Source organism: Streptomyces sp. CRN 30, assembly GCF_034105845.1.
On record NZ_JAVRHI010000553.1, the window covers coordinates 1 to 13658 of the forward strand.

Sequence of the window (13658 nt, forward strand, 5' to 3'; positions counted from 1 at the left end):
CGTACCAGTCACCGGTACGGCGTCGCTGGCGCTGTAGTGGTTGCTGCCGTTGTAGAAGATCTCCACGCCATGGGCTCCCGTGCCGGCCTGGGGCCCGTGGTGGGAGACCACAGCGTTCCGTCCGCCGGTGAGGGTGCGGGCAAGGCTGAAGGGTACGCCCAGCGCGTGGGCCGTCAGCGGCAGGAACGCCTCACCGTAGGGAGTCGCCCAGTTATCGCCCCAGTTCTCGACCGCGTCCAGCAGCTCCTGGTACTCGTCCGGCGTCATCGGCGCGGTGCTGGTCGGGTACGCCTCCTGCAGCCGCTCCCGCAACTGCGCGTCCGTGAGCCCGCTCAGGGCCGCCTGGTCACCGAGCCCGTGCCAGCGCGCCAGCCGCAGCAGCTCCTCACGCGTCGTGTCTGGATCGTTCAGCTCGTCCGCGAACTCCTGGATCGTGGACTGCCGCAGCTGACCGGTGACCTCGTGCGGTACCGCACGAGCCGGCGCGGCCTGCCGCAGATAGGCCGCCACGTGCTCACGCAGGGCCGCGACCGCCGCCTCGGCCCGGGGCTGCGAGGGCAGCGTGCCGGTCTCCGAGTGGTGCTGGGCCCGGCGCGCGAGGTCCGCGCGGACCTGCGCGGTGTCCGAGAGCCAGCGGAAGGCTTCCGGGTGGGTCGTCGCCAGGTTGGGGACGGCGTCCCGGACCTGGCGCGGGGCGCTGCCGAGGACGGAGAACAGCAGGCACTCGCCGTTGGCGACGGTCCGCAGGGGGCGCCCGGCGGCCGGGGGCGCGGCGGTGTTGGTGCCGGTGGTCGGGCCGGTGTTGGTGGTCGGGGCGGACGTGGCCTTCTTCTTGCCCTTCGCATCCTGCTTCGGCTGCTGCGGAGCCTGCTTCGGCTTCGCCTCGACCGCCGGGGCTTCCTTCGGCCCCGTCACCGCGCCCGCCCGCGAAGCCGGGTTCGCCCCCGGCCTGCGCGGCGGAGCGGACGCCAGCGACGACAGCGGGACGCTGACCAGGCCCTCGTCGGTGTTCTGCCGACGGTTGCCCACGGCCTGGGCGAGACCCGGCAGCCGCCGTTCGGCGTCGGTCTGGACGGCGGCCTGCGCGGACTGCTCCTTGAGCGCCTCGACCACGGCCCGGTTGAGGTCACGCAGGCGCGTGCGCCGGTCGTCGTGGTGCTCGGTGGCCTCCTCCAGGCGCTCGTCGGCCTCCTCCAGCTCGGTCTCGGCGTCCTCGGCGGCGGTCTCGGCGTCGGCCAGGGCCTTCTCGAGCGCCGGGAGCCTGCCCGCGGCGGCCTGGGCCGCGGTCCGGGCCGTGTCGAGCTCGGTCTGCAGCCGCTGCTGTTCGGCGCGGAGGTCGTCGAGGCGCTCGTTGGCGGCGTCCAGTCTGGCGTGCGCCCTGGCCGAGCGTTCCTGGGCCTCGCGGATCCGGGCTTCCGGGACGGTGCCCTGCTCCTGGCTCGCGAGGTGGTCCAGGAGGGCGTCCGCGGCCTTGATGTCGCCGGTCGCGGCGGCGGCGAGCCTGTTCGCCTCGCTGATCCGGCCGGGTACGGCGAGGAGGGCCTCGTGGAGCCGGCCGGCCTCCTCCTGCCGGGAGTCGCGTTCCGACCTGACGGCGTCCCGCCGCGACCGGGCCGTGGTGACGGCGTTCTCGGCGCGGGTCAGCGCGGCCGTGGCCGCCTGCTGCCCGGTCTCCGCCTCGGCCAAGCCCTGTCGGGCGGCGGTGAACGCGGTGCGGGCCTCGGCCTGCGGTCCGCGCAGGCCGCTCTCCCGCTGCCGGGCCGCCTCCTGCGCGGCGAGGGCGTCGGCGTGGGCGGTGATGCGGCCGACGAGCTCGGTCCACGCCTCGCGGGCGCCCGCGTCCGAGTCCGCGTCGGTGCTGTGCGGTGTGCCGTCCGCGGTGAACCGCCAGTGCCGCAGCCCCTCGTCCGTACGCAGCACCAGTTCGACGGGCCGTTCGGCGAGGGCGGCGGTGTGCGAGGCCGCGTACAGGGCGCGGGCGAGCAGGGCACCGTCCGGATCCGGGCCGATGGCCAGCCAGAGCTGCGCGGCGGGGTCGTTCGGGTCCAGGGCGCCGGCCAGTGCCCGCGGCAGGTCGCCGAGGGGGTGGGTGGTCCAGTCGCGCAGGTCGGCCTCGGGCTGGGTGGCGAGCATGGACCGCAGGTCGTACACCTGCGGATCCGTACGGGCGTCGGTGATGCCGTAACCGAGTACGTCCCGTTCGGTCAGGCGCAGTTCGGCGCTGCCGCTCACGTACAGCGTGCCGTACGGGCCGTTGACGGTGATCACGACGTCGGTCATCGTCTCGTAGCTGCGCGTGCCACGCCCGTCGGCGGGCTGCGCGGTACCGCCGGTCTTGAACCACTCGCGGCGGGTTCCCGTGACGGCGGACCCCTGGCCCTGGGTGACCGGCTGGCGGGAGACCAGCGGCACCCCCGTGCCGAGGATCTGGTTCCTGTCCGCCTCGAAGGCCAACTGGACGGCGGCGGCGGACGTGGCGCCGGCGACGAGCGAGGTGGTCGCGGAGAGCGTGGGCAGCCGCAGCCGGTCCAGGGCGACGTCGCCGGCGTCGGTGATGCGGCGCGGGTTGCGCAGCTCGATGTGGAGGCTGGGCGCCGCGTCGGGCTCCAGCGCCCCGGGGTACGCGCCCGGCAGGCTCTCGGTGACCCCGGCGGCGCGGGGCAGGTCGAGCCCGATGGTGCCGGCCTGGATGAGCTCGCCGATGCGGACGGCGGCGCCCTCCGCGGAACCGGACGTCGAGGTCGCCTGCCACTGGGCGGCCAGCCGGGGCGAGACGGTGCGCAGCGCCTGCGCGAGTTCGGCGTACCCGTTGAAGTGGAACACCGGGGTGGGGCCGGTCGGCACGATCCGCTGGCCGTCGGCGATGTGCGGCTGGGTATGGGTGGGCGGCGTCGACACGGGGTGCACGGCCGAGACGGCGGGCTGGACGGGCCGCGCCGGGGCCGGCGGGTCGGCGGCCTCGCTGCCGGTGAAGCGCATCGTGACCCGGGCGGGCACCGTCGCCGTGGCGGCGGGACGGCCGTGCAGCATGCGGTCGAGCCAGGTGGTGAAGGTGACGTCCTCGTCGTAGTAGGCGAGGACGCCGGCCTCGATGATGCCGCCGGGCAGGTCGAGGGGCCAGTCGGCGACGAGCTCGGAGCGGACCGTGGCGGTGTACTCGTAGGCCACGTCGAAGTCGGCCGCGTTGTCGGTCCGCATCCAGAAGCGGTCCTCGGCCGAGGTGGTGTTCTTCGCCGTGTCGGTACGGGTGCTGGTGAAGGCCCCGAGGGGTCCGGTGCGGTCGGTACGGGTGTCGTCGGCGGGGCTGATGTAGCGGGTCGTCGGGTTGAAGGCGCCCGCGTGCTGGCGCGTGTGCGCGACCGCGCTGGAGGTGTTGGCCGGGGCGTGCACGTGGACCTGTTCCTGTCCGGTGCCGCTGCCCGCGGGCCTGCCGCGCACGGTGCGCAACCCGGCGGTGTCCTGGACGGGGCGGGCGTCGAGGGTGACCTCGACCAGCCGGGCGCCGCCCTTGGTGACGTGCCGGAAGTGGAAGCGCTGGACACCGTCGGGGCCACGCCCCGGCAGGGCGCGCAGCGCGGTGGGCGTGGTCAGGTCGGCGATCCGCGCCATGACGCCGGGCAGGTAGGAGGCGTGACCCGGCTGGGTGGAGCCGGGTGCCTCGCGTTCGACCAGGGCGGTCAGTTCGGCGCGCAGCCGGTCGCGCCGCAGGGCTCCCTCGTCGCTGAGCTGCTTGACCGACGTGATGCCCGCGAGGCCGGGTTCGCGGGTACGGGCGAAACGGTCCGGCAGGGGCAGTGTCGCCTCGGGCCGGGCGGGCACGGAGAGGTCGTCGAGGTCGGAGAACCACTCGGCGTCACGGGCCAGCTGGGCGTCGCTCATCAGGAACTGGGCACCGTGCGGCAGGTCCACGGCGACGGTGACGGGATCGGACCCGGTCAGCCCCAGCGTGTTGCCCACCAGGTTGCGGCGGCCGTGCCGGACGGTGAGGAGGAGGGTGGAGCCGCCGCGGATACGGTGCAGCGTGCCGCTCTCCGTCGGGGTACGGGTCACTCCGGTGCTGGAGCCGAGCGTGTGCGTCTCGTCGGTACGGCGGGAGTACGCGTACCGCGCGGACGGGTTGAACGCGGCCGCCGGAGTCGACGCGGGCTCGCCCTCGGGCACCGTGGGAGGAAGCTGCCGCGAGGTGCCGCTGAGGGCGCCCTGATGGCTCGAGCTGGACGCCACCTGCTGCTGGGCGGTGTCCGTGGCACCGATGTCGGTCTCCAGGTACTGCTTGGCGCTGTGCAGGTGCTCGGCGTGGTGCAGGTAGCCCTGGATCTCGACGGAGAACTCGTGGTCGGCGCCTACGCCGGGCAGGGTGAGGCCCTCGACGACGTACCCGCCCTTGAAGATCTGGTGGCCGCGGCCGACCAGGTTGGCGGGGCTGAGGGCGCTGCGCAGGGCCTCCGTGAACAGGGCGCTCTGGTCGACGGCGGCGGAGGCGTCGGGGCCGGTGACGGCGCCGGACAGGTGGCCGCCCGCCTTGGCGACGCTCTCGGGGACGCGCTCGGTGACGGCCTGCTTGAACGTGTCGAACAGGCCCTGGTCCGGGTGGCCGGGGTAGGTGTTGGTGACGATCTGCCCGAACGCGTCGAGCAGCGCCCCGGTCCCGCGCACCACGTCCATGACGGCGTCGTCGGGCAGCCGCACGACGCCGTCGACGGGCTTGCCGTCCGGGCCGGTGAGGGCCAGCCGCGCGCGGTCGGCGGCGTTGACCGCCCGCACCCGGTGGGAGGGCACCGTCTGCCGTTCCGTACCGACCTCGACGGTGCGGTGCTGCGGGACGGCGAGTGTGAGGTGCCCGCCGACGGTGCGGGGCGGCGGGGCGGCGGGTTCGGCCGGACGCTCGACGTCGGCGGGTTCGGCGGGCGCCGCGTCGGGGTCGGAGGCCGGGTCGGCGAAGCGTACGGCGGGGTCGGCGCCCGGGCCCTCGTACAGGTCGAGGGCGAACCGCGCGGGCACGTCGAAGACCTCGGTGGGCTGCCCGCTGCCGATGAAGAACTGGTCCTGGTTGACCCCGGAGCCGACCGTCGCCGTGTGCGCGGTCTGCCGGGCGTAGGTGTAGTCGCCGGTGCCGCCCAGGAGCCACGGGTTGTCGGTGCCCAGCGGGCCGGAGGGGCCGCCGCCGAAGCCGACCTGCCAGCCGTACGCGTACCCGCCGGCCTCGGTGCCGCCGACGGAGAACGAGGAGATGCCCATGACCTGGACGTCCGGCAGGGTCCGGCGGTGCCGGGAGCCGGTGGCGGGGCCCGTCCCGGTGCCACGAGGCGCCGAGAACGCGGACAGCCGCAGCTGGACCCGGCGGGTGCCCCCGGTGTGGTGGGGCAGCTCGAACCACAGGGCGTGGCCGCCGTCGAGCATGGCGTCGACGGAGGCCCGCAGGCCGACCCCGGAGCGGGCCTGCTCCAGGCGCCGCAGGTTGGCCAGTCGCGCCTGCACGGCGGCCTCGTCGAACAGCGATCCGGAGGCCGCTTCGAGCGGCGGCAGGAAGCCCTCCCGCCGCAGCCAGGCCTCGGCCCGCTCGAACAGCGGCTCCGTACCGGCGACGTCGAGCGGCGCGGCGGACACGCCGAGGCTCCGCAGGTCCTCCAGCTCGTCGGGCAGCCGGCGCTGCGGCGCGTCCGGCGCGTGCTCGGTGCCCTGCGCGTCGGCGGCGGAGAGGATCCGCAGCCGCATGCCGTCGTCCCACGGGCCGAACGTGTGCGTGGTGCTGCCGCCGCGCGCCCGGACCAGGGTGACCCGGTGGGTGACGCGGGCCGGTGCGAGGAGGTGGCTGCGGTTGCTGCGCACGGAGTGCGTCATGGTGGCCGAACCACCCGACGACAGGGACGCGTTGGTCTGCCACTTCACGCCGCCCTTGCCGACCAGCGTGCCCGACACCACCGAGTTCGCGTCGGGATGCCCCGGCGCGTGGTCGCCGGTGAAGGCGGGGCCGAAGCTGCCGTCCAGGGCGGCGCCGCTGGTGAGCTTGGCGAAGCTGTCGACCTTGACGGACTGGGCGACGTGCGCCTCAAGGTTGATCTTGCCGTCGAGGGAACGGTGCGTCGGGTCGCCGGGCTCCACCTCGGTGGTCACCTTGAGCATGCCGATGGCGTTGCCGTCGCGGTCCAGCAGGGTCGGCGAGTACAGGCCGCCGCCGCGCTGGAGCGGCAGGGTGCCGCGCAGCACCGGCTCCGACAGGAACGCCGCCAGCTCGTCGGCGGAGGAGTCCGACAGCCGGCCGAGGTCGGCGGCGAAGTTCCGGTGCACCTCCGCGAGGAGTCGCGCGGGCTCGCGGACGGTGTCCACACCCCACACCGGGAGGTCGTCCAGGCCGGCGGGGACGGCGAGTTCGCCCTCGTGGTCGACGGCGAGGTGCTCGGGGAACCAGACCGTGACCGGCCCGTGCGACCCGACGGTGCCCCAGCCGCCGGCCGGGGACTGCGCGGGCGGGTCGACCCGGACCTGCCAGCCGGAGGTGAACTCGACCGGCTGCGACAGCTCGTTGCTGCGCTGCGCGGTCATCGTCTGCACCACCTGGGTGACGGTGGTGGAGGCCGTGTACCGGTTGTGGGTCAGTGCGAGCGCCAGGGCGCCGCTCAGGTACCGCACCGGCCCCGCCGCCTCGATGGGGAAGAGGCCGGTCCAGGTCACCGGCACGGTACGGACCGTGCCGGAACCGGCCGTGGCCGAGGACTCCTGGCTGCCGATGCCGCGCCGCTCGACCCGCCCCTCGGGGTCCACGACGCTGTTCTCGCCGTACCGCCCGGAACGGACCGGTGTGCGCAGCCCCAGCCGGACGTCCACGACACGGTCGCGGCCCTCGTGCTCGACGGTGAGCCGCGCGCCCCGGCTGCTGCGCAGGTACGGCAGGTCCCGGGCCAGGTTCTCGGCGGTGAGCGTCTCCCGCAGCCGGACCAGCGTCGGGTGGTCGTCGGCGACGCGGCCGGTGACGCCGAGCGCGGTGAGGATCTGCCGGTGCAGCCCGTCCACGACGGCGGCGGGCAGCGGTTCCACGTGCACGAGGCCGACATGGCCGTCGTACTCGGAGCCGTACCCGGTGACGTACGAGGACAGCGGCGTGGACCAGCGGCCGGAGACCGGGCCGGTGCCGGGCGTGCCGGACGGCGCGGCGTGCACGGCCGTACGGGCGCGCAGGTCGTCGATCCGCTGCTGGATCAGGGCGTCCACGAGCGGCCGGCGGGCCGCGCGGGCGGCGGTGTCGGCGTCCTGCACGGCCTGCGTGATCTCGGCCGGGGTGACCTCGCGCATGCCGGTCGTCAGCCGGGCGAACGCGTCCCCGTTGCCGTGCCCGATGCCGATGTTGTGGTGGGTGCGCCGGTCCAGTACGGCGTCGATGTCCTGGCGGGACCGGAAGTTGGCCGCGGCCCCGGTGCGCAGCAGCTCCTGGTGCAGCAGCGCGGAGTCGGCGACCTGGTAGGCGCCGGCCTGCTGGTTGGGGGTGCCGTGGTCGCGGACGAACCGCCAGTAGCCGTTCTGCTCCACGGTGAACTCGACGACGGTCTCGTTCTCCGAGGCCGCGTTGTCGTTGGTGAAGGCGCTGGTGTGGGAGAGGGAGGTGGTGAAGAACTTCCGGTACTGGTCGCTGCGGTTGTAGGCCATCGCCGCCCGGAACCCGGCCTGCGGGGTCCGTGCGTCGAGGAAGTCGCGGGCCTCCGCCGTGGACATCTTGCGGTAGAGGCGCAGCGGGGCGTCCGGGGCACCGGTCATCGGCGTCGCCGCGGCGGCCTGCTCGTCGCGGACGCGGACCAGGTCGGCGTGGAAAGCGCCGAGCTGGTCGCGCACCCTGTCGTCCAGGGCGATCCGGTCGGTGAAGACGCCCTGGTCGGCGGCGAAGACGTAGTAGCCGCTCGCGAAGTCGGCGGCGGCGGGGTCGGTGTCGAAGAAGGCGGCGTAGGCCCGGTAGTAGGCCTCCATCGCCTCCACCGTGACGCGCTTGGCGGGCTCGGTGGGCGCCGCGTGCACGGGCGCGGCGGGCGCGGACGTGGTGACGACCTCGCGGCGACCGCCCGTGGCCGCGTCGTCCGCTGTACCGTCGGCCGCCTCGCCGATGCCGGTCATGAAGTCGAGGAACGCCTCGTAGCGCGCGTTGTCCGCAGCCGTGGCCGCCACAGGGTTCGCCGCGGTGTGGTGCACGGCCTCCGGGTCCGTCCCGTACAGCCGCTCCAGCAGCGGCAGCAGCTCGGGCTCGTTCTCGCGCACCCACTCCGCGCCGTTGTTGCGGAGGCCGCCCGTGGCCGCGTCATGACCGTGGTTCGTGCCGAGGTAGGCGTTGCTGAGCTGGGCGAAGAACTCGAACGCGTCCGTGGCGGAGTAGTTGTCGGCGGGCAGGCCCCAGCGGTCGCGCCGTATCCCGTCCGGCCACACGGCGTCGGGCCCGGCGGCACGCCTGTCCGCGAAGACCCGCTCGATCAGCTCCCGGTCGGCGTCGGTGAGGGCGACGGTGTGGAGCAGGTGCGCCACCTCGTGCGTCGCCGACGAGTAGCCCTCCGGCTGGTGCGGCACGGGGCCCACCGGGGTGTCCTCGCCCAGCAGGTTCTCCTCCGGGACCGCCGCGACCAGCCCGCTCTGCGCACCGCGCAGCCCGTCCAGCCCTCGGCCGTCCACCCCGTGCAGACCGGCGAACGAGCTCACCGCGCCCACCGGCACGTCCTGCGGCAGCACCACCACCACAGCGCCCGAGGCGAGCAGCCGCGTCACCGCGTCCGGGTCCCGCAGCATCCGCGCCACCTGCGCGTACGCCTCCCACCGCGCCGACACCGGCCGCGCCGACTCACCCGGCACCACGACCAGCAAGCGGGCGCCCAGCCCCGCGAACTCGTCCACCGACAGACGGGCACGAACCGACGACACGAAGCCGTCATGACCGGCCAGCCACCGGCGGTGCCCGGCCGGAAGCAGGGACAGCCTGTCGAGCAACCGGGGCGCCGGAAGCGCCGACAGCTCCGCGACGAGCGCCTCGGCGTTCTCGGGCCGTACGGCCTCGGGTACGTCCACGGTCGCGTCCGAGACCGGACCCTCCGCGACGCCCCCCACCGGGCCGAGCGGTTCTCCGTGGAGCCCGGCCCGGTCCAGCCGCTGCTGGAGGACGGCGTGGGCGGCCCGCCGACCGTCCTGCCGCAGCGCGTCCCTCGCCGCCCGGGCGGCCTGCGCGACCTCCTGCGGGGAGACCTGCCGGGTCCCGGTGACGAGCCGGCCGAAGTCACGGGCGTTGCCGTGACCGATACCGACGTTGTGGTGCGTCCGCCCGCCCAGGACCGCGTCGACGTCCTCCCGGGACTCGAAGTTCACACTGTCGCCGACGCGCAGCCGCTCCTGGTTGAGCAGGGCGGAGTCCTTGATCCTGTAGGCACCGGACTGCTGGTTCGGCGTCCCGTACCTGCCGACGAACTGCCAGTAGCCGTCCCACGGCAGGCTGAACTCGACGACCACTTCCTCGTCGGAGGCGGCGTTCTCGTTGCTGAACACGTTCGTGTGCGACAGCGAGGTGGTGAAGAACTTCCGGTACTCGGCACTCGCGTTGTGCGCCATCGCCGCGTTGATGCCGGTCGCCGGCGCCTTCCCCAGGATCTGCGCCGCCTCGGCGGCCGACATCTTCCGGTACAGCCGCATCGGTTCACCCGGCTGATGGGCGACCGGGGTCGCGTCCGCCGCGCGCTGCGCCTCCACGCCCAGCAGATCGGCGTGGAACTTCCGCATGCGCGGCAGCAGACGGCTGTCCACCGCCGACTCCCCGGTGACGACGGTCTGCTGGTCGACGAAGTCGTAGTAGACGCTGTCGAAGTCGGACGCCGTCCGGTCCGCCGAGAAGAAGTGGTCCACGTAGGCGCGTTGGAACGCCGCCGTGACCTCCGGCGTGAACCGCTCCGCCGGACCGCTGGAAGCGGCCGGTGTGGGGGCCGAGTGCACGGCGGCCGCCTCGCGCTCCCGCAGCGGCGCGACCCGCCGGCCGATCAACGCGTCGATGTGCGGACGACGGGCGTCACGGGCGGCGGTCACCGCGTCCTGGGCCGCCTGGTCCACGGCGTCGGGCGTGACGAGCCGGGTGCCGGTCACGAGCCGGCCGAAGTCACGGGCGTTGCCGTGACCGATACCGACGTTGTGGTGCGTCCGCTCGGTGAGGACCGCGTCGACGTCGTCCTGCGTCTCGAAGTTGGCACCGGACCCGGCGCGCAGCCGCTCCTGGTGGACGAGCGCCGAGGTCTTGTTCCGGTAGGCGCCCGACTGCTGGTTCGGCGTCCCGTGCCTGCCGACGAAGCCCCAGTAGCCGTCCCAGGGCAGGGTGAACTCCACCACCACCTGCTCGTCGGAGGCGGCGTTCGCGTTCTCGAAGACGCTCGTGTGGGAGAGCGAGGTGGTGAAGAACTTGCGGTACTGGTCGCTCTGGTTGTACGCCATCGCCGCGTTGATGCCGGTCGCCGGCGCCTTGCCCAGGACCTGCGCCGCCTCGGCGGCCGACATCTTCCGGTACAGCCGCATCGGCTCACCGGGCTGGTGGGGGATCGGCGTCGCTGCCGCCGCCTGCTCGTCCCGGATGCGCACCAACTGGTCGTGGAACCCGCGCATCTGGTTCAGCATCGCGGTGTGCGTGGCCACCTTGGGCAGGAGCACGTCCTGCGCGTAGGCGAACACGTAGTAGCCGCTGTTGAAGTCGGCCGCCGCGTCGTCCGTCTCGAAGAACTGCGCGTACGCACGGTAGTACCCGTCCATGGCGTCCGCGGTGATCTGCCCGGCGGGTGCGGCGTGCAGGTCGGCGTGGACCTGGACCGGCAGGCCCGGCGTGGGACCGGGCCGCCCGGCCACCGGCGGTGCGGGCGTCTCCGCCTCGCCGCCCTCGCCGATGCCGGTCATGAAGTCGCGGAACGCCTCGTAGCGCGCGTTGTCCGCCGCCGTGGCCGCGACCGGGTTGGCCGCGGTGTCGTGCACGGCCCGCGGATCCGGCCCGTACAGTCGCTCCAGCAGCGAAAGCAGCTCCGGCTCGTTGGCCCGGACCCACTCCGCGCCGTTGTTGCGCGGACGGCCCGTCGCCACGTCGACGCCGTGGTTCGTGCCCAGGTACGCGTTGCTCAGCTGCGCGAAGAACTCGAACACGTCCGTCGAGGAGTAGTTGTCCGCCTCGACCCCCGACACGTCCCGGCGCACGCCGTCCGGCCACGCGGCATCCGGCCCGGCGTCCCGTTTCGCCGTGAAGACCCGCTCGATGAGCTCCCGGTCGGTGTCCGTCAGCGCCGCCGCGTGCAGCAGGTGCGCCACCTCGTGCGTCGCCGACGAGTACCCCTCCGGCTGGTGCGGCACGGGGCCCACCGGGGTCTCCTCGCCCAGCAGGTTCTCCTCCGGGACCGCCGCGACGAGCCCGCTCTGCGCACCGCGCAGGTCGTCAAGTCCGTGGCCGTCCGCGGTGTGCAGACCGGCGAAGGAGCTCACCGCGCCCAGCGGCACGTCCTGCGGGAGCACCACCACCGCGGCGCCCGAGGCGAGCAGCCGCGTCATCGCGTCCGGGTCCCGCAGCATCCGCGCCACCTGCGCGTACGCCTCCCAGCGCGCCGACACCGGCCGCACCGACCCACCCGGCACCACGACCAGCAGCCGGGCGCCGAAGCCGGCGAACTCGTCCGCCGACAGACGGGACCGGACGGACGACACGAAGCCGTCCTGACCGGCCAGCCAGCGCCGGTGCTCGACGCCCAGCCGGGCCACGGCCTCAAGGAGCTCCGGGGCGGGGAGCGCCGACAGACCGGCCACCAGCGCGTCCGCCTCGGGCGGCCGCACCGCCTCCGGCACGACCACGGCCGTGTCCGGCACCGGTGCCGTGGCGATCGGGCCCATGTCCTCCAGGCCCGCCGGCCCGCCGTGCACGGCCCGCTGCCGCGCCGCCTCCAGCTTCGCGTCCACCAGGTCCGACGCGAGCTGCCGCAGCTCCGCACGCGCCTCGTCCGCCGCCGCCCGCGCCGCGGCGTCGACCTCGGCGGCCGGCCCTTCGCGCCGGCCGGTCACGAGCCTGCCGAACGGGCCCGCGTTGCCGTGGCCGATGCCGATGTTGTGGTGCGTACGGCCCGCCACCACACCGGTGACGTCCTCCGGGGAGCGGAAGTTCGCCCCCGCGCCCGTGCGCAGCCGCTCCTGGTGCACCAGTGCCGAGTCACGCACCTGGTACGCGCCCGTCTGCTGGTTCGGCACCCCGTACCGGGTCGTGAAGTTCCAGTAGTCGGTCCACGGCAGCGTGAACTCCACCACGACCTCGTCGTTCGAGGCGGCGTTCGCGTTGCTGAACACGCTCGTGTGGGACAGCGAGGTGGTGAAGAACTTCCGGTACTGATCGCTCCGGTTGTAGGCCATGGCCGCGCCGAGACCGGCCGTGGGCGTACCGGACAGCATCTGGTCCGCCTCGGCCCGCGTCATCTTGCGGTACAGCCGCATCGGCTCGCCGTCGCGGTGGGCGATCGGCGTCGCGGCCGCCTCCCGCTCCGCGCGCAGTGCCGTCAGCTCGTCGTGGAAGCGCTGCATCTGCGGGCGCAGTCCCGGGTGCCCGGCCAGCCGGGGCGTCACCACGTCCTGCTCGTCGAGGAACGTGTAGTACACGCTGTCGAAGTCGGCGGCGCCCTGGTCCGTGCCGAACAGGTGGTCCGCGTACGCCCGGTACAGCGACGCCGTGACCTCCGGCGTCAGACGGCCCGACGGCGCCGCGTGCACCGCAAGGTCGGGGACGGCGAGCCGGTAGTGCCGGTCGTCCAGGCTCAGGACGAGGTGCGGGCGCGGCCCGCCCGTCCCGTCGACGAGGTCGCGGAGCCGGCCGGGGTCACCCGACCGGTCGCCGGGCGCTCCGGGCGTGAAGTCCAGGTAGCTGCCGTCGCCGCGGACGACGGTCACGTCGATGCCGAAGGTGCGTGCGGCGAGCAGGGGCAGCAGGTCGGCGGCGGCGTGGTTCCAGCCGCTGTCGTCGGCGGCGTCGCCGGGGCGCAGGAGCTGGGCGATGGCCAGGTCGGCCCGCGCGCCGTCGGTCAGGCCCGCGGCGTGCGGTACGACGCCCAGGGCGTCGAACTCGCGGCGGCCCGCCGTGCCGGGGGCCAGGTCCGGCACGGGGCCGGTGCCGTCGATCTCGGCGGCGGTGAACCGGTCGCCGTCGTCGGGGGCGACGGCGGCGAGCAGGTCGGCGTCGGCCGGGTCGGCCAGCCGGGCGGCGACCAGCCGGCGCAGCGCCGCCGGTGCCGTGGGGTCGGCCGGGTCGATGCCGTGCTCGGCGAGGAGGCCGGGGGCGGTCCGGGCGAGGCCCTCGGCGAGGGCGTGGAAGAACGCCTCGCCGTCCCGGGGCACGTCGTGCAGGGTGTACGACGTGCGGTCGGGCGAGGTGAGATGGGCTCCGTCGGTGTCCCGGAGGTAGCGGGGCGCGGGGGTGCGGGGCCGGGTGGCGGCCGGCGCGGGCTGCGGCGTGTGGGTGACGGGGGGCGGCTCGGGGAGGTCGCCGAGGAGTTCGCGGCCTCCCGGGGTGGCCGCGAGCTGGTGCCAGCGGGTGAGCCGGTCGGTCGCGGCGCGGACCCGGTGGAACTCGGTGGCGGCGTTCTCCGCGGTGGTGCGCAGGGCGTCCAGCTGGGTGCGGCGGGCGTCGTAGGCGGCCTGGGCGG

The 13658-nt window shown here is 74.6% G+C and carries 1 pseudogene; it reads right to left on the reverse strand.

Features of this window, described 5'->3' with window-relative positions:
• Nucleotides 1–13658 (reverse strand): annotated as a pseudogene (locus UW392_RS64190) (hypothetical protein); the annotation flags it as partial.